The following is a 17,443-nucleotide window of genomic DNA, read 5'->3' on the forward strand; positions in this document are numbered from 1 at the left end:
GCGGACGGAGAGCGGCCCACGGCCGGACCGCCCCTGTCTCAGCGGCCCGTCCGGTCCAGCCGCCGCAGGACCGCCCGCTCCTCGTCCGTCAGCGGCGCCCCCACCGCCGCCGGCAACGGCGGGCCGCTCAGCGTCGCCAGGACCGTCGACGGCCGGAGCAGCCGTGTCGGCCCGGTCGTCATGCTCATCACGTCCCAGAGCGCCGACGCCGCGGTGTACGAGCCGGTCGCCGTGCGGATCATGCGGCGCGTGTACGCGGTGACCAGACGGTCGGCGATACCGGGCGAACCGCCACGCGTCCCCGGGTACCAGACGTCCTGGCTCACCGCCATCGTCCACGCCGACTCCACCGGCCTGGCGGCCCGCCGCTGTACCCGCCGGGCCAGCCCGGGCTCGCCGAGGCCGGACCGCCGCAGCTCCCGGCCCAGCTCCCGGGCGCCCAGCGCGGCCACCGACATGCCCTGTCCGTAGGCGGGGTTGAACGTGGCCAGCGCGTCACCGAGGACGACGAGGCGCTCGGGCCAGGAGCGGACCTTCTCCAGGTACCGGCGGTGGTTGCTGGTGCTGCGGCTGACGTGGACGTCGGTGAGCGGTTCCGCACCGGAGATCAGCCGGCCCACGATGGGGTCGGGCAGGTCCAGGGTGTACCGGTGGAACGCGTCCGGGTCGGACGGCGGTTCGCCGCCGCCCCGCGTGCCGGCGAGGCTGACCATCCAGCGGTCGCCCTCGATCGGCAGCACCATGCCGCTGCGGCCGGGCCGCCCCCGGTACGGATCGGCCTGCACCATGGTCAGGGGGAAGCGCCCGGCTCCCTCGGGGGTCCGGTAGAGACGGGTGGCGTTGACCAGGCCGGCGTCCACCGTCTTCTCGCGCACGTCGTGGACGCCCAGCGCCGCCAGCCAGGTCACGATCCGCGAGCCGCGTCCGCTCGCGTCCACCACGAAGTCGGCGGCGAGTTCCTCCTCCCCGGCGGCGGTCGACAGGCGTACCCCGGTCACCCGCTGCGGCGACCCGGTCAGCTCCAGCACCCGCGCCTTGCGGATCACCGCCCCGGTGCCGTCCAGCACGGCGCCCCGCACGGCCCAGTCGAGCAGGGCCCGGGTGCAGGTCAGCATGCTGGGGCCGGGGTGCCGCCAGCGCCGGAACCAGCCCTCGGGCGTGAGGGCGACCATGCCCGAGCCGAGCGGAATCTCGTGCGCCCCGGCGGCGAGCAGGTGTTTGCGCATGCTCACGCCCGGCACCAGGTCCTCCATGGGGGCCAGGCCACCGGCCATGAGGAGATGCGCGTGACGTCCCTGCGGCAGGCCCTTGCGGTGCTCCGGCCCTTCGGGAAGATCGTCCCGGTCGAGAACGACCACCTCGTCCGCGACGGCGGACAGGGCCGCCGCGGCCAGCATGCCGGCCAGACCCGCACCGATGACGACAGCTCTACGCGACATGCGACTCCTCGCACTCAGCCATGAAGGCTCCTTCGCCCCTGAGGGCACTCCCCGACGTCCGGCCACCGCGGTGCGGCGCACAACACCCGTACGCCGACACCGGTTTCGAGCCATACGGGCCTCGTTCCGGACAGCTCTCACCGTACCTTCACGTTCCGTGCGTGCGGCCTTCCGTGCGGGCCTCGTCCGGGAATGCGACCGGGCCGGGGGCGCGGTCAGCCGGTGAGCGACTTGCCGTCCTTGTGGTCACGGGCCAGGGCGCGGACCGCCCGCAGGTCCTCTGTGCGGCGCAGGGCCCGGGACACGGCGCCGATCTCGCGCAGCAGTTCCGTGGTGTCGCGGGCACCGGTGCCCTCGTCGTCCCGCGTCAGGTGCCTGGCGTCGGCCGCGTCCAGGATCGCCGCGGTGGCGGCGAGTGTCTTCGCCGCGTCGGGCGGGTGGCCGAGCGCCAGGGCGGCGTCGTGGAACCGTTCGCGCCGGCCCTCGTCGATGTGCCGGGCGAGCGGCAGCAGCACGTCCCGGATGAACGTCTCCCGGCGGACCAGCCGCAACTCCGGTGTCGCACGCAGCAGGAACGGGACCCCGGAGCCGTTGACCGTCCTCATCAGCAGGTACAGCGGCCGCAGTTCGTGCAGGGCCAGCCGGACGTGCCAGCGGCCGTGCAGGTACTGCCCGGCGTGCGGCAGGATGAAGCCGACCGCGATGAGCACGGCGGACAGGCAGGCGAGCGGCGGGGCGACGGCCGTGCTCAGCCAGTCCAGGTCCCGCCCGGACCAACGGGCCACCACGGCACTGATCTTGGCGGCGTCGAAGAGCAACTGCGCCGCGTAGCCCACGCCGAGGAACTTCAGCCCCCAGCGCAGCAGCGAGTCGAGCCCGTCCGTGCGGACCCAGTTCCAGATCAGCCCGTTGGTGACCAGCGCGGCCACGGTGTGCGCGAGCAGGTACAGCACGATCACCTCGCGCATGTACGGGGTGTTCGCGTAGTACGTGTCGAGATCCCGCAGCCGCTCCACCGGCACGTCCGCGAGGGCGAACAGCACCCACATCGCGACGATCACACCCGAATAGACCGCCACCACGCCGCGCATCGCCCGCCGGGTGCGGTCCGAGCGGTCGGACAGGCCGTTGCGCCAGGAGATGATCAGCAGCAGACAGAAGGCGCAGAACGCGGTGAGCAGCGAGTAGACCCAGGGGCCGGAGAAGTTCGCCACCCCGGTGAGCCGGTTGACCCGGGCGATCGTCGACGGCGCCACGAAGACGAACACCGCGCAGGCGAGCAGCAGCAGCCCGCCGACCGCACGCAGCATCGGGTCCTTCCACAGCCGGATGATGCTCGGCAGCTTGATGGCCAGGGCGGCGGCCAGGACCCCCGCGGGGATCCACCAGAAGTTCGGATAGAACTGGTTGACGAACTCGGCCGGGGTCAGCGCCACCGTCGTCACGGTGCCGCACCTCCTCGGGGCCCCCGGTAGTACAGGGACCGCTGCACGGGTTCGAGGGGCACGTCGGGTTCGCGCCCGCCCGGCAGCAGCGCCCGGAACCCCGCCGCCAGCCGGTGTCCGAACGCGTCGGCCTCCGCCTCGTCGCGTTCCCGGGAGCCGTGACGCGCGGCCACCGCCAGCGCGACGTCCTCCCAGCCCGGCCGGTCGGCGAACGCGTGGGCCGCCGCCGCGCCCACCCCGTGGTGATGCCCGTGCCCCGCGTGCAGATGCCACAGCTCGTGTCCGAGGATGACCAACTGCTGCACCGCCTCGGCCCGTTCCTCGACGATGACGAGGTCGAAGTCCTGGAACTCGACCCACAGGCCGGTCACTTCTATCTCGTCGGGGAAACGCTCGAACCGCAGTTCCACGGGCCGTCCGCCGCGCCGCGCGCTCATCTCCTCGCACAGCGCCCGGCACAGCGACCGTACGTCGGTGGGCCGCTCAGGTCTCTTCCGGACCGCGGAGGCGAGCTCGGCGGCCAGGCCGCGCATGGCCGGGCCACTGCGTGAGCGCCTGAGCGCGGCGGCGACTCGGGCGGCCCTGATCCGCGCGCCCGCGATGTCCATCGCTCCCCCTTCTCGGCCACCGGCCGACGGCTTTGGCGGCGCGTCCGAGACTACGCGCCCGAAAGTGCGCGCGTCATGCGATCCGATGTCCGTAGTTCAACCGGGAACGACCGTTCCTGCCCGGAAAGTCCGCGCGGCAGCCGAGCCGGGCCATTGACGTGCCGACGCTACGAACTTACGGTCCCGTTCGAGGCAACGAGCATGATCCGGTATATCGAACGCACCGCCCACCCCGAAAGGCGACCATGCACAAGGCCCGCTTCACCCTCGACCCCGCCTTCACCGTCGGCGAAGTGAACCCCCGCCTCTTCGGCAGCTTCGTGGAACACCTCGGCCGCTGTGTCTACACCGGCGTCTTCGAACCGGACCACCCCACCGCCGACGACAAGGGCCTGCGCCGCGACGTCCTGGACCTCGTCCGCGAACTCGGCGTCACCACCATCCGCTACCCCGGCGGCAACTTCGTCTCCGGCTACAAGTGGGAGGACTCCGTCGGCCCCGCCGAGGACCGCCCCCGCCGCCTCGACCTCGCCTGGCACTCGACGGAGTCCAACCGCTTCGGCCTCTCCGAGTACATCGACTTCCTGCGCAAGATCGGCCCCGGGGCCGAACCGATGATGGCCGTCAACCTCGGCACCCGCGGCGTCGCCGAGGCCCTCGAACTCCAGGAGTACGCCAACCACACCGCGGGCACCGCCCTGTCCGACCTGCGCGTCTCCCATGGCGACAAGGACCCCTTCGGCATCCGGCTGTGGTGCCTCGGCAACGAGATGGACGGCCCCTGGCAGACCGGCCACAAGACCGCCGAGGAGTACGGCCGCCTCGCCGCCGAGACGGCCCGGGCCATGCGCCAGATGGACCCCGGCGTCGAACTCGTCGCCTGCGGCTCCTCCAGCCAGTCCATGCCGACCTTCGCCGAGTGGGAGGCGACGGTCCTGCAGGAGACGTACGACCTCGTCGACCACATCTCCCTGCACGCCTACTACTGGCCCGAGAACGGCGACGTCGACTCCTTCCTCGCCTCCGCCGTCGACATGGAGTCCTTCATCGACAACGTCGTCGCGACCGCCGACCACGTGGGCGCCCGGCTGAAGTCGAAGAAGAAGATCAACCTCTCCTTCGACGAGTGGAACGTCTGGTACCTGCCCGAGTGGGAGGCCCGGGCCAAGACCTTCGAGCAGGACGACTGGCCCGAAGCACCGCGCCTGCTGGAGGACAACTACAGCGTCACGGACGCCGTCGTCTTCGGCTCGCTCCTCATCGCCCTGCTCCGCCACGCCGACCGGGTCACGGTCGCCTGCCTCGCCCAGCTCGTCAACGTCATCGCACCGATCATGACCGAGCCCGGCGGCCCGGCCTGGCGGCAGACCACGTTCTTCCCGTTCGCGCAGGCGGCGCGCTACGGCCGCGGCCGGGTCCTGGACGTCCGCGTGGACTCCCCGACGTACGCGACGAAGAAGTACGGCGAGACCGACCTGCTGCACGCCACCGCCGTGCGCGCCGACGACGGCACCGTCACCGTCTTCGCCGTCAACCGCAGCCGCACCGACGCCCTGCCGCTCGACGTCGCCCTCAACGGCCTCGACCTGACGCGGGTCGTCGAGCACAGCGCCCTCGCGGACACCGACCCCGACGCCCGCAACACCCTCGACGACCCCGAGCGGGTCACCCCCCACCCCGTCGACGGCACGGCCCTGCGGGACGGCACGCTGAGCACCGTCCTGGAGCCGCTGTCCTGGAACGTGATCCGGCTGGGGTGAGGAGCCGGGGACCCGGTCAGCGCTCGATGCGCGGCAGGGCGGTCGAGGACGCCGAGGTCGAGGCCGGCCCGACCGCCCAGTACCGTCCGGACCCGGCACCTTCGCCAGGGCGTTTCATGACGACGGGGGTCGCGGCCACCGGCCGCCGCTCGCTCACCCGGGCCGCGCCGTCCCAGCGCAGGTAGTGGGCCCGGGTGGTGAACCAGCGGGCCGGAGAAGGCAATGCGCGAGGACGGCTCGATCCGGTCACACCGGATCGACGGGCACCCCTCCGGCCGCCGCGCCCAGCAGCGTCAGCCGTACCTCACCGGGCCCGGCCGGTGTGGTCCCGTCGGACAGCACCGCCAACGCCAGTGTGTTGGCGCCACGTGTGCGCAGGACCCCGTTCGGCAAGACGAAGGTGTGCTGCGGACCTACATCGTTGATGTACTGGCCCATGTTCCAGCCGTTGAGGAAGATCTGGACGCGGTAGGCCCGCTCCGGGTCGTCGTCGAGGACGAGCCCGATCGAGGCGTCCACACCCGGGTCGACGTCCAGCCGGAAGTCCGTCCGGTACCAGGTGACGCCCTGCCGCCGGTCGGCCCGGGGCAGCTCGGTGTCCTTCCAGTCGCCGTCGTCGTACTCGGGCAGGTGCCAGCCCTCGCGCTCCCCGTGCAGGCCGCCGTTGTTCATCGGCCCGCGCACGGGATCGGGCATGGAAGCACCCTGGATACGCCACGTCACCTCGGGGGAGCCGCCCTCGAAGGTCACGGCGGTCAGTCCGCGCGCGGCCTTGTGGGTGTCTAGCGCCTCGCCGTCCATGTCGTGCTGCATCGGCCGCACGAGCACGCAGAGCACGTGCCGCTCACGCTGCCCGTCCCGTGCCTCACGGAACTTCTCCCGCAGCTTCTCCCGCAGCTTCTCCGGCAGGTCGAAGCCGGCCTTCGCGGTCCACGTCCCCTGCCGTGCCCGGCCCTTGTCCGGCACCGGCATCCGGTGCGTGCCCAGCGGCTCGCCGTCCAGCCAGGCCATCAGCAGGCCCTGCGTACCCGTGCTGTAGGCGAGGGAGACGGACTCGACGGCGCCGTCGCCGATCCACTCGCCGCGGTACCAGACGTCGCCGTAGTGGAAGCCGTAGTCGTCGGCGAACAGGACGGGCTGCCCGTCGGGCACGGGCGTGGTGCTGAAGGTCGTCTCCTTGTCGGCCGTCGTCCACTGCGAGTCGTCGAAGTCCGGCTCGGCCTCGGGGTTCCCGGCCCGCCGCCGCCAGCCGTCGAGGGCGGGCAGGGCCGGCCGGGCCACGCCGGGCAGCGGCCGCAGCGCCAGCAGACTGCCGGAGGCGCTGATCCGGGTGGCGACCGGGCGTCCGTTCCAGGTGACGTGGGTGATGCCGCGCGGCCCCCACACCTCGAGGCCGGTCTGCCCGATGGTGTCGCCGCGCAGATGGACCGTCGAGCCGCGCAGCTCGGCCGACCGCAGCAGGGCGGGGCCGTAGACGAGGAGCGGGCCGGACGGGGTCTCGTAGGGCCACAGCCGCAGCGACGTGGCGTCGTCGGCGAACAGCACCAGCATCGGCGTGTCCACGCCGTCGCCCTCGACCCGCACCCGGCTCAGCCCGCCCGCGCCGAGCGGGGCCGTGATGTTCAGCTTGCCCAGGTTGTAGGCCCAGGCGGGCTCCGCGTCCAGCCGCATGGGCGTCGGCTCGTCCGCGCACTCCAGGACGACCTGCGCCATCTCGCCCCGGCGGCCCGCGAACACGGCGATGTCCTGACGCCCGGCGGTCAGGCTCATCATGGGCTGCACGGTGGAGTGCACCAGCGTCCGCTTGCCCAGCTTCAGATGGGCGGCGAGCAGCTTGGCGTCGCGGGCCGGGACCGTGACCGGCACGTCGATCCCGGCGTCCGGCAGCGTCGCGGAGACCGCCTCGTCGGTGTCGTTGCGCAGGACGTAGACGTGGGCGCCGGTGTCGGGGTTGGTCAGGTGGTAGACCTTCATCCGCTCGTCGGTCGCCCGCACCGCCTTCGCCCGGTGCAGCCTTGCGAGGTCGGGCACGGACCGCAGCAACTGCCCGATCTGGTGCATCGGGGCCAGCTTCGGGGTGGCGTTGCGCGCCTCGTCGAACGCGGCGCCGTAGTCGTACGAGGTGTACACCGCCGGCGCGGGCAGCCAGCCCCAGGAGGTGCCGCCGTACGTCATGTAGACGTTGTGCAGGGTGATGCCGTTCGCGAGATTGGTGAGGTAGAAGCGCCGCTCGTACGCCGCGTCCCGGGTCCGGCGCGCCTGTGCGTACCCCTTGCCGTCGAACCAGGACCCGCCCCACGGGTCGAACCAGCCGCCGCCGAACTCGGGCACGAACCCGGGGGTGCGCGGACTGGCCGTCGCCCCGCCCTCCCTGCCGCCGGACCCGAACGACCCCCAGTCCGGCGGCACCCGGTCCGGCTCCGGGTAGCCGTCGAACCCGTACAGCCACCGCCCCTTCTCCCCGCCGGTGCCGAACGACCCGGGTGTCCAGGCGCCTGCGCGCCCCTTGTCGTTGTGGAACAGCGGCACGTCGATGCCGTCGGCGCGGACCTTTTCGTACAGGTACGACATGTAGGCGCGCCCGGACGGCTCGTCGACGGCTGCGTCGTACTCGTTCTCGATCTGGTAGAGCAGGACCGTGCCCGTGCCACGGGTGAACAGGCGCCCCGCGACGACGGCGTTGACCGCGGTCAGCCACTCGTCGACATAGCGCAGATACGTCGGGTCGGAGGTCCGGGCCCGCCCCTCGGTGGCGGTCAGCCAGCCGGGGAAACCGCCGGCGTCGACCTCCGCGTTGATGTACGGCCCGGGCCGCACGATCACGTACATCCCCGTCTCGGCGGCCGTCCGCAGGAACAGGTCCAGGTCGCGCACACCGGTGAAGTCGTAGCGGCCGGGCGCGGGGGAGTGGTGGTTCCAGGCGACGTACACGCTGACGGCGTTGTAGCCGTGCGCACGCATCTTCTCCAGGACGTCCCGCCACAGCGACGGGCTCGGCAGCCGGAAGGGGTGCATCTCGCCCGACCACAGCATCAGACGGCGGCCGTCGACGATCAGCGAGGAGTGGTCGAAGCCGATCTCGTGCGGTCTGCCGTCCGCGCTCGGCACCGGGGGCGGCGGGCCGGTGGGCGCGGTGCGTGCCGGGTCGGCGGAGGTCGGCGACCCGCTGCCGGTCAGCGCGAAGCCGAGCGCCGCCGTGCCGGCCAGAGCGTGGAAGGTGCGCCTGCTGAGCTCCAAGGGAGCGCCTCCTGTTGTGCCTTGCGATACGTGCGCGGTGCGTGTGCTTGTCGTACGGGGTGGGTGTGCTCGCTGTGGTGCGCGGTGCGTGTGCTCAATGTCTACAGGGTGACGGCGACAATGGTCCTATGAGGATCTCGGCACGTGCGGACTACGCGGTACGAGCGGTCGTGGAGCTGGCCGTCCGGCAGGGGGAGGGGTCGGTCAAGGCGGAGGCCGTCGCGACCGCGCAGGACATCCCCCACAAGTTCCTGGAGGGCATCCTCGGCGATCTGCGCCGGGGCGGTGTCGTCGACAGCCGGCGCGGTGGGGGCGGCGGCTACCGGCTGGCCCGGGAGGCCTCGCAGATCACCGTCGCGGACGTGATCCGCGCCGTGGACGGGCCGATCGTCTCGGTGCGTGGCGAGCGGCCGACCGGCCTCGCCTACTCCGGCACCGCCGAGCCGCTGCTGCCGCTGTGGATCGCCCTGCGGGCCAACGTGCGCCGGATCCTGGAGGGCGTGACGGTCGCCGACCTCGCGGCCGGGGCGCTGCCCGAGCCGGTGGAACGGCTGGCGGCGGAACCGGCGGCCTGGGAGAACCCCTGAGGGGCGGCGGCCGTGCGCGGCGCGGTGCGTGATCCTCATTCCGTCCTCGGGATGTCCTCGGGATGTCCCCGGTCTGACGCCTTGGTGCAACGCACCCTATGCGCCCACCGGAGCCCGGGTGAATTCCCGCCAGTGTGAATGGCCGGAGAGCTACCTGGTCCGCTCCTGCCGCCCTGCGTACGATGCGACCGCTCCCGGCCTTCACAGCTCCTTCATGGAACGGTCACAGACCGGGGGCGCATGCGCTGTCGATTTGACATGCCCATGTCTATCACCTGTTCCACCCCCCACGTACGGATGGGAGAACCATGGCCGGTGGCCTGCTCCTGAGCGGCGCGATCGCCGCGCTGCTCACCAGCGCACTTCCCGCGCAATCCGCGTCCTCCGGGTTCGACGACCCGCCCCCGGACAAGATCGTCATCAAGGTCGCCACGGTGAACGGCTCCGGCTGCCCGCAGGGCACGGCCGCGGTCGCCGTCTCCGAGGACAACACGGCGTTCACGGTGACCTACAGCGACTACCTCGCCCAGGCCGGCGGCGGCTCCGACCCGACCGCGTTCCGGAGGAACTGCCAGCTCAGCCTGATCGTCCACGTCCCCGGCGGATTCACCTACGCCATCGCGAGCGCCGACTACCGGGGCTTCGCCTCCCTCCAGCCCGGTGCGAGCGGCTCCCAGCGGGCCTCGTACTACTTCCAGGGCTCGCCCAGCACGGTGTACAGGAACCATCCCTTCAGCGGCCCCTACAACGACAACTGGCAGGCGACCGACGAGACGGACTGGGCCCAACTGGTCTACGCGCCCTGCGGAGTCCAGCGGAACTTCAACATCAACACCGAACTCCGGGTCAACGCCGGCACCCAGTCGGCCAACAAGGTCAGCTTCATGACGATGGACTCGACGGATGGGGACATCAGCACGGTGTACCACCTGGCGTGGAAGCAGTGCCCCCCGAAGAAGTCGTGATGGTGTGAACGGGGGGCGGCCTTCCAGCCCGGCGGGCCGCCCCCGGCAGCCTCAGTCGCGGCGGGCCGGGCCCGCCCCTGCCGGTGCCGTGCCGAGCAGCACGAAGGCGACGAGGGCCAGCACCGGTACGTGCCCGCCCTCGCGGTCGATGTCGTTCGTGAAGTACCCCGAGACTCCCACCCGGACGAGCCCGCCGACGAGGACGCGTCAGTCCTGCGGCGCCAGTGCCGCGGCCGTGGCCTGCACGAAGGCCTCCGGGTTGTCCAGCATGACGTTGTGGCCGCAGTCGGGGATCGCGACGACGGACACTCCGGCCTCGGTGAGGGCGTCGGCGCCCGGGAGCGGGCCGTCGGACTCCGGGAGCAGGAACGTGCGGGGAATCGTCAGCTCGAGCAGGAGTTCGCGCATCACCGGGACCGTGCCGCGGGTGAGGTGGAACGCGCTGCGGTGCAGGGCCTCGCGGCCGGCCAGGCGCATCGTGGACCACCAGTGGGCCCCCACCCGGTCGCGGACCTCAGCCCAGCCGCCGCCCGCCACGAACTCCTCCTCGGAGTAGGCGGCGATGCCACTGCTGCCCTGGGATCCGGGCGTGCGCGGGATCGGATCGAGGTTGGCGTCGATCAGCACCAGGCGGGAGACCAGGTGCGGGTGGCGGGCCGCCAGGACGATGGCCACCGAGCCGCCCATGCTGTGGGCGATCAGCTCGGCCGCCGAGACACCCGCCGCCGTCAGGGCGCCGGCGAGCGCGTCGGCGTGGGACTCCAGCGTGTAGTCGAAACGCGCGGGGCGGTCGCTGATGCCGTGGCCCAGCAGGTCGACCAGCAGCGAGCGGCGGCCGGACAGCCTCGGGTCGACCGCGACCTCCGTGAAGTAGGCCGGTGACGTGGCACCCAGCCCGTGCACGTACACGCGCGACGGCTCCTGCCCCGGCAGTTCGACCCAGCGTATTCGGTCGCCCTCGGGCGTTACGGCGGCGCTGCGCACGGTCGGCATCTCCTGCGGGCGTGACATCGGTGGAGGGGGACCGTCAACAGTAGCCTCCCGGCATGGAGTTCTTCTGCTATCACCGGGACCGGCCCGGGTCCCTCCCGTTGCGCGAGGAACTGGGGGAAGCCCACTGGGCCTACATGGACCGCTACGAGGCCGAGCTGATAGCCCGCGGCCCGACCTTCGCCGCGGACGGGGAGACCCCCACCGGCAGCGTGCACATCGTCGACCTGCCGGATCCCGCAGCCGCCCGCGCGTTCGCCTTCGACGAGCCCAACCACCAGGCCGGGGTGTACCGGGACGTCCTGCTGCGCCGGTGGCGCAACCTCCTGGACCGCACCATGTGGGACTTCCCCGGCGGCCGTACGGGAGGGCACCGCTTCCTCGTACTCGGCCTCGGCGACGGTCCAGCCGCCGACCTCGACGTACCGCCCTGCCGTGACGAACTGATCGCGTACGGACCGCTGTGGTCCGACGACGGCGCGGTGTGGCTGGGTACGGCGGCGCTGCTGAGGGCACCGGACGCGGAGGCGGCGCGGGCCGTGCTGACCCGCGAGCGGTACGCCGACATCGAGGTGCACGACTGGGAGTTCGGCGGGCGACGGTGAGGGAAGGGGGCCGCCCGGTGGCCGAGCGGCCCCCGCGGTACGCGCCGGGTGCGCCCGGCGTCAGCCCTGTTCCACGCCCAGGGTCAGCGTGCCCGCGTAGCCGGCGGACGTCGTGCTGCCGAGCGGGGTGAGGGTGAGGAGGCCCGAGGCCGCGCCCCCGTCGTCGTAGATCGAGTCCTGGGCCAGGGTGGTGCGCGGGACGGTGTTGACCTTGTACGTCGAGAGTGCAGCGACCCGGGTCGTCATCGTCTCGGCGAAGAAGAGCTGGCCGGTGTGCAGTTCCCGGCCGCCGGTGAAGGAGCCGTCGGGGGTCAGGGTCACGTCCGTGTGGACCTTGATGTGGATGTGCACGCAGCGCCCCCGGTACCAGCCGGGGTAGACCGTCGTGATCGCCGCGACGCCCCGCGCGTCGGTGAGGACGCCGCCGCGCAGGAACGTGCCGTTGTCCGGTTCGTTGTGGCCGTTGCTGCCCACGAAGCCGGAGTACTCGCCGAGCGCGTCGGCGTGCCAGACCTCCACCAGGGCGTTCTTCAGCGGGGCGCACGTGTCGTCGTCGACGACCGTCAGCGTCAGCTTCAGGGGGATGCCCGTCTTGTCCTCGCGGATGTCGGAGCGGACGTACTGCCCGTCGAGGTAGTAGGGGCCCTCGGTCAGCTCCTTGGTGAGGGTGCAGACGGCTGCGGCGGCGACCGGGCCGGTGGCACCGGCCTCCCGGGAGCCCTGGTCGGCGGAGGGGACGGCGGCTCCGACGGCCAGTGTGGCGGCGGTGGCGCCGGTGGCGAGGAGGACGGTACGTCGGCCGATGGGGATGTCGGGGCGTTTCTTCGAGGTGTCTGTCATGGACACGGCAGAGTAGGGATGCATTCTGTCCGTGAGCTGTGAGTTCGGCAAAGTGGAACGGCGTCAAGTATCTGATGAGACAGGTACTTCAGAGGCCCCGACAGTTACTGCCGGCGTGCGTGAGGAAGGCGGACCAGGCGGTGGGGGAGAGGCGGAGCTGGGGGCCCTGCTTGTTCTTTGAGTCCCGGATGTGGACGGCATCGGGGCATATGGCTACGGCCACCTCGACGCAATCGCCGTCGCCACTGCTGCTGTAGCTGGACTTGAACCAGGCCAGTTCGACGGTGGTCATAGGTTTCCTCGCATCCGCTGCAACAGGCTCTGGAACGGCTGCGACAGGACAGGACGAGGACGGCTCCAAGGCGCTCTGTGACTCGGGCAGGAGCGGAGCGTCATGCCGCAGCACCGCAGCGGCTGCCAGCGGTCTGAAAGCGGAGGGGCAGAGGCGAGAGAGCGAGGCCGTTGGGTAAATCGCCTGCACGGATCGCTATTTGAATGTTGACCGAAGCTGAGTGAACCTCAGATCTTCTTCAGCTTGGCCTTTCTGGCTTTGGCCTGACATTACCGTCATGATTAAGTGATCTTCGTCCGGGCCGCGCGGGGGAACACCGGCACGAACGACCAACGTGCGCGCGGTCCCGGTGAATTGATGGGGCAGTAACCCCTGTCTTTCTTCTCTGACCAAGGAGTTAGTTGTGAGGACCTTCCGCCGCCGTGCGGCGCTGGTGTCTCTTGTGTGCGCGGCTGCCGTCACCTTCAGCGGTGTCAGCTCGGCACACGCCGCCCCTGAGGCGCCGGCCGCCACCTCGGTGTCCGCTGAGGAGCTCTCCCAGCAGCAGATCGACGAGCTGGCGCGATACCTGGAGGCCATCTACGGTGGCGAACTGAGCGCAGCCGACGGCACGTTCGACCGTGCTGCCGCCGAGGCCAAGTTCGGCAAGGAATTCGCCGACGCGGTGGAAGCCCAGATCGCGGAGCAGCGTGCGGGTGCGGCCAAGTCCAAGGCGTCGTCCGGACCGCGGGCGGCCGCGGCGAGCAAGGACAGCTACGGCAAGTGCCTGCTGAAGGCTGTGGGCCTGGGTGGTCTCGGCGGTGCGACGTCCGCCATCATGAACAAGCTGTCGGAGAAGAAGTGGTCCGACGCTGCCCGGCTGATCACCAAGGAAGCAGCCAAGCGGGGGCTCAAGATCGCCGTCAAGGGCGGGGTCGTGGGGCTCGCTGCCACCCTCGCTGCCAGTGGCATCTGGTGTGCCACCCCTTGGGCGTGACGACCGCGCAGGTCCACAAACTCTGAGGGAGTTGTGCGACTGGACGGGAGCAACGGGGCGGGCTGTTCTGGCCCGCCCCGTCTCCGCGCCGGCATTCGCGCGTCCCGCTACTCGAGGTCCGCCTGGACGACCTTGCGCAGTTCGTCCAGGTACTCCTCGAATTGTTTGCGGCCTGCGGGCGAGAGGCGGACCCGGGTCACCGCATGCCGCCGCTCGCGGAACTTGGCGATCTCGACGAGGTTCTCTTTCTCCAAGATGCCCAATTGCCGGGAGAGTTCAGGAGTGGAGAGTTCCAGGGAATTCTGCAGATCGGCGAAATTGATCTGCTGGACATGTCTCAGGACCCCCAGAATGGCGAGACGTGTGGGGGAGTGCATCACCGTCGTCAGACGCGTCCGCGGCTGAGGGGTCATGTCAGCGCCTCCACCGCAGTGCGAGATAACCGGTGAACACGGCGGTCGGTACGGCCGCGGCCACCAGGGCCCCCGCAAGTTCCACGGGGTTGTTCCACAGCAGCCCCAGTGCGGGAATCGCCAGGGAAACCGGGACGAGGAAGGAGGTCCATTCCTCCACCTTGGAGTGCGGCCTCCGGCTGGGTGCCCGCAGGTGGAACCAGCGCCAGCGCATCACGAGAACCAGGGCGAGCAGCAGAACGACGCAGCCCACGCCTACGGGGATCTCGATGGCGGCTGCTGCGGCAAGCACGGCGAAGAGCATCAGGGCCGACAGGGCACCCAGGGCACGCTCGCCGGTGGTGGCGGCCTGTGTGAGGTTCGGGGCGTCCTCTACGGCACGCAGTTGCTCTGCGGAGTTCACGTTGTCCCCCATGTTCGGCCTTTCGCGGTGGTCAGTCGCTGTGCCTTCAGCTTACGCATGTGGTTTCCAAAACTGCAACTAGGATCCGTCTTCAAAGATCATCCGGGTGGTGGATCATGGTGTTGTGGTACGTCGTCATGAACTCACTGACCGGAATTGGGAGTTACTCGCTCCGCTGATACCCCGGACCGCGACAGGGCGGCCTCGCGTGGAGGACCGGCAGGTCATCAACGGGATGGTCTACAAGATCCGGACCGGGATCTCCTGGCGTGACCTGCCGGAACGTTACGGGCCGTGGATGACGGTCTACACCCGCTTCCGCCGCTACGCCCTGGACGGCGTGTTCACCCGGGCCCTGCGGCAGATCCAGGCCCGGGCGGACGCGGCCGGCGACATCGACTGGCTGGTCCAGATCGATTCCACCATCGTCCGCGTTCACCAGCACCGGCTGGGGCACCGTCGCCAAGCACCCGCGCACGGCCTCGGTCTGGAGCGACGACGATCCGGTCTGGCGGGTCGACGCGGGTGGCCCCGGTGAACCCGAGGGCCGCGCCCTCGCCGAGATGCTCGTGGCGACGGCCAGGGCGGCGGGGGTGAGCGAACCGACCGATCTGATCCTCGGCGGCGAGGCCGAGTACGTGGACGGCTATCACGTGACGTACTACGGGCTGGGGCTCCCCACCGGCTGATTCCCGCACGACGGCGACAGCCCCCGGGGCGGGGCCCCCGCCCCGGGGTGCGCACGCACGTGCGGATCACCGACAACCGTCAGCCGTGGGAGCCGGCACCGGCCTGATGCCGCGCATCGTGCACGTCGATCCGCCGCGCGGGTTCGCTGCTCGGGGGTGCCGGGAACGGCGCGACCGGCCACCCCCTGCCCGCACCCGCCGTACTACCCGGCCTGGCCCATCCCCGCCGCGTTCGGCCAGCTCTGCGCCGCAGGCCACCCCGTGGCCGGCGCCGGAGTCAGCCCGTTCGTACCCCGTACCTGCGCCGCCGTCAGGCCGCCGCGGGCCGGGACACCGGGCGGCGTGGGCCCGGTGAACGGGGCCGCCATGGGCGACGGCGCGGGAGCCGGCGCCGGAGCAGGGACCGGCGCCGGGGCTTGGGCCGCGGGAGCCAGGGGCGGGGCGGGGGCTTGGGCCGCGGGAGCCAGGGGCGGGGCGGGGGCCTGGGCCGCGGGGGCCAGGGGCGGTGCCGGGGCGGGCATCGGCTGGGGCGCGGGCTGCGGCACCTGCTGGGGGATCTGCGGCTGCGGCATCTGTGCCGCGGCCGGCATCGGCATCCCGCCGCCCGCACCCGCCGGTACGGCGGACGCGGCGGCGGGGAGCGGCATGCCGATGCCGGTGGCCGGAGCGGGGGTCGGGGCGGGGGCCGGTCCCGGTCCGCCGACGGCGCCGGCACTCGCGGCGGCGGGCGCGGGCGCCGGCGCGGCGGTGAACCCCTGGCCCCCCGTCCCGGTGCTCGCGGCAGCCGCCGGGACCGACCCCATGGCCTGCGCCGCGAGCCCCCGTACGCCCGACCCGTTCGTCTCGCTCACCAGCCGGTCCACGGCCGCCGTACCCGAGCTGTAGCTGGTCCCATTGCTCAGCTCGGGTACGGCGGCTCCCCTCCTGGACGTCCCGTAGAGCACCTGTTCCAGGCCGGACACCAGGCGACGCACGTCCACCTGGGGGCGCACCACGAGACGCAGGAAGCGGCTGGACGAACCGATCTTGTTGCCGCATTCGCGGACCAGGATCCGGTGCTCGGTGAGCATGCGGTCCCGGACCACGGTGCCTTCGGCGCCCACGGGAAGGCGCACGAAGAGGAAGTTGCCCTGCGACGGGTAGACCGTCAGCCCGGGCAGGGAGGACAGCTGGCCGGCCATGTCGAGCCGGTCGCGGCGCACCTGCTGGAGGCTCTGCGCGTACTCGGCGCCGTGTTCCTTCAGCATGAAGACGACGTGCTCGGCGAAGGAGTTGAGGTTCCACTTCGGCAGCATCGAGCGGATGCGGCCCGCGAGCGCCGGGTTGGCGACGAGGTAGCCGAAGCGGATGCCGTGCAGGCCGAAGTTCTTGCCGAGGCTGCGCAGCACGACCACGTTGGGCCGCAGCATCGCCTCCTGGACGACGGACGGCTCGGCCTCGGCGTCCGCGAACTCCAGGAACGACTCGTCGATGACGACCAGGTCGAGATCGGCCATGGCGTCCATGAACTGCACGATGGCGTGCTTGTGCAGGAAGCCGCCGTCGGGGTTGTTGGGGTTGCAGATCACGGCGACGCGGGTGCCGCGGGCCCGGATGAACTCGGCGTACTGGGCGAGGTCGAGGGCGAAGCCGCTGGACTCCTGGAGCGGGAACATGTCGACCCGCTTGCCGGTCTCCATGGGCTGGTCGGTCCAGCGGCCGAAGGTGGGGACGGGCACGGCGAGGGACTCGCGGACCAGCAGGTGGTCGATCCAGGTGATGAGCTCGGTCGAGCCGTTGCCCATGGCCACGCACTGCGGCGGGAGCTGGAGCAGGCTGCACAGCTCGGCCGTGATGGTGTCGGCGCTGCTCGGGTAGTACGTGATGATGTCGCGCAGCCGGCCCGCCATGTCCTCGAACATGGCCGGGGTCGGGAAGTACGGGTTGCAGGGGATACAGAAGTCCACGGGGCCGGCTCCCTCGCCGCCCTCACGTGTCAGAGCCGCCATCGACGGGCTGTGTGCCGCGGTACTGCGGAACAGCGACGTGACGTTGTCGGCCATGGAACCTCCGTATGGGGCGGACCCGTTGGGGACGGACGGGCCCGACGTTTAAGGGCGGCCCGCGCGGGGGAGCGCGGGCCGCCCCTTCATACGGAGACCACGGTCACACTGTTCAACCGTCGGGAGAACGGTCGGAACATGTGCCCGAACCG

The 17,443-nt window shown here is 71.4% G+C and carries 18 protein-coding genes; 6 read left to right on the forward strand and 12 right to left on the reverse strand.

Features of this window, described 5'->3' with window-relative positions:
- Positions 1-38 precede the first annotated feature (38 nt).
- The 3 genes from ACFZDI_RS19490 to ACFZDI_RS19500 all read right to left on the reverse strand — a co-directional run bounded on the left by ACFZDI_RS19490 (position 39) and on the right by ACFZDI_RS19500 (position 3,492).
- Positions 39-1,439, reverse strand: a complete 1,401-nt coding sequence (locus ACFZDI_RS19490) for an NAD(P)/FAD-dependent oxidoreductase (protein WP_234848903.1) — start codon at positions 1,437-1,439, stop codon at positions 39-41.
- A 215-nt stretch (positions 1,440-1,654) separates the two neighbouring features.
- Positions 1,655-2,884, reverse strand: a complete 1,230-nt coding sequence (locus ACFZDI_RS19495) for a hypothetical protein (protein WP_234848904.1) — start codon at positions 2,882-2,884, stop codon at positions 1,655-1,657.
- The gene (locus ACFZDI_RS19500) at positions 2,881-3,492 is read right to left on the reverse strand and encodes a toxin-antitoxin system, toxin component family protein (RefSeq protein WP_391251972.1); all 612 of its coding nucleotides are present in this window, start codon (positions 3,490-3,492) and stop codon (positions 2,881-2,883) included. Before ACFZDI_RS19500 ends, ACFZDI_RS19495 begins: the two co-directional genes overlap by 4 nt.
- Before the next feature lie 245 nt (positions 3,493-3,737).
- On the opposite strand from ACFZDI_RS19500, the gene ACFZDI_RS19505 reads away from it, so the two are divergent.
- Complete coding sequence (locus ACFZDI_RS19505) at positions 3,738-5,252, forward strand: alpha-L-arabinofuranosidase C-terminal domain-containing protein (protein ID WP_391251974.1); 1,515 nt, start codon at positions 3,738-3,740, stop codon at positions 5,250-5,252.
- 16 nt (positions 5,253-5,268) lie between these two features.
- Here the strand turns inward: ACFZDI_RS19505 and ACFZDI_RS19510 are convergent, their stop codons facing one another.
- Complete coding sequence (locus ACFZDI_RS19510; RefSeq protein ID WP_391251976.1) at positions 5,269-5,475, reverse strand: hypothetical protein; 207 nt, start codon at positions 5,473-5,475, stop codon at positions 5,269-5,271.
- 23 nt (positions 5,476-5,498) lie between these two features.
- A complete protein-coding gene (locus ACFZDI_RS19515; RefSeq protein ID WP_391251978.1) occupies positions 5,499-8,489 on the reverse strand; it encodes a beta-galactosidase in 2,991 nt (996 codons plus the stop codon).
- 128 nt (positions 8,490-8,617) lie between these two features.
- Here ACFZDI_RS19515 and ACFZDI_RS19520 point away from each other — a divergent pair, with 128 nt between their 5' ends.
- Together ACFZDI_RS19520 and ACFZDI_RS19525 are read left to right on the forward strand one after the other, a co-directional pair.
- A complete protein-coding gene (locus ACFZDI_RS19520; protein ID WP_234848908.1) occupies positions 8,618-9,076 on the forward strand; it encodes an Rrf2 family transcriptional regulator in 459 nt (152 codons plus the stop codon).
- Between the two features lie 308 nt (positions 9,077-9,384).
- On the forward strand, positions 9,385-10,041 hold the full coding sequence (locus ACFZDI_RS19525) for a DUF4360 domain-containing protein (protein WP_391251981.1): 657 nt from the start codon (positions 9,385-9,387) through the stop codon (positions 10,039-10,041).
- Positions 10,042-10,092: 51 nt separating this feature from the next.
- Here ACFZDI_RS19525 and ACFZDI_RS19530 read toward each other — a convergent pair whose 3' ends face one another.
- On the reverse strand, positions 10,093-10,221 hold the full coding sequence (locus tag ACFZDI_RS19530) for a hypothetical protein (protein WP_268839519.1): 129 nt from the start codon (positions 10,219-10,221) through the stop codon (positions 10,093-10,095).
- Between the two features lie 27 nt (positions 10,222-10,248).
- Positions 10,249-11,025: an alpha/beta fold hydrolase gene (locus ACFZDI_RS19535; RefSeq protein WP_234848917.1), complete on the reverse strand. Its 777-nt coding sequence runs from the start codon at positions 11,023-11,025 to the stop codon at positions 10,249-10,251.
- Positions 11,026-11,087: 62 nt separating this feature from the next.
- Here ACFZDI_RS19535 and ACFZDI_RS19540 point away from each other — a divergent pair, with 62 nt between their 5' ends.
- Entirely contained in the window at positions 11,088-11,636 is a 549-nt protein-coding gene (locus tag ACFZDI_RS19540) for a YciI family protein (RefSeq protein WP_391251984.1), read from the forward strand.
- A gap of 60 nt (positions 11,637-11,696) precedes the next feature.
- Here the strand turns inward: ACFZDI_RS19540 and ACFZDI_RS19545 are convergent, their stop codons facing one another.
- Entirely contained in the window at positions 11,697-12,476 is a 780-nt protein-coding gene (locus ACFZDI_RS19545; RefSeq protein WP_391251986.1) for an intradiol ring-cleavage dioxygenase, read from the reverse strand.
- Between the two features lie 88 nt (positions 12,477-12,564).
- The gene (locus tag ACFZDI_RS19550; protein WP_391251988.1) at positions 12,565-12,768 is read right to left on the reverse strand and encodes a DUF397 domain-containing protein; all 204 of its coding nucleotides are present in this window, start codon (positions 12,766-12,768) and stop codon (positions 12,565-12,567) included.
- Between the two features lie 403 nt (positions 12,769-13,171).
- Here ACFZDI_RS19550 and ACFZDI_RS19555 point away from each other — a divergent pair, with 403 nt between their 5' ends.
- A complete protein-coding gene (locus ACFZDI_RS19555; RefSeq protein ID WP_391251990.1) occupies positions 13,172-13,744 on the forward strand; it encodes a hypothetical protein in 573 nt (190 codons plus the stop codon).
- Between the two features lie 107 nt (positions 13,745-13,851).
- On the opposite strand, the gene ACFZDI_RS19560 is transcribed toward ACFZDI_RS19555, so the two are convergent.
- Complete coding sequence (locus tag ACFZDI_RS19560) at positions 13,852-14,157, reverse strand: transcriptional regulator (RefSeq protein WP_356447924.1); 306 nt, start codon at positions 14,155-14,157, stop codon at positions 13,852-13,854.
- A gap of 1 nt (position 14,158) precedes the next feature.
- On the reverse strand, positions 14,159-14,560 hold the full coding sequence (locus ACFZDI_RS19565; RefSeq protein WP_391251993.1) for a hypothetical protein: 402 nt from the start codon (positions 14,558-14,560) through the stop codon (positions 14,159-14,161).
- 124 nt (positions 14,561-14,684) lie between these two features.
- Between ACFZDI_RS19565 and ACFZDI_RS19570 the strand changes: the two genes are divergently transcribed.
- Positions 14,685-15,098, forward strand: a complete 414-nt coding sequence (locus ACFZDI_RS19570; protein WP_391251995.1) for an IS5 family transposase — start codon at positions 14,685-14,687, stop codon at positions 15,096-15,098.
- Between the two features lie 354 nt (positions 15,099-15,452).
- On the opposite strand, the gene ACFZDI_RS19575 is transcribed toward ACFZDI_RS19570, so the two are convergent.
- The gene (locus tag ACFZDI_RS19575; RefSeq protein WP_391251997.1) at positions 15,453-17,291 is read right to left on the reverse strand and encodes an aminotransferase class I/II-fold pyridoxal phosphate-dependent enzyme; all 1,839 of its coding nucleotides are present in this window, start codon (positions 17,289-17,291) and stop codon (positions 15,453-15,455) included.
- Positions 17,292-17,443: the final 152 nt, after the last annotated feature.

It is taken from the genome of Streptomyces sp. NPDC007907, from assembly GCF_042959365.1.
GTDB lineage: Bacteria > Actinomycetota > Actinomycetes > Streptomycetales > Streptomycetaceae > Streptomyces > Streptomyces indiaensis.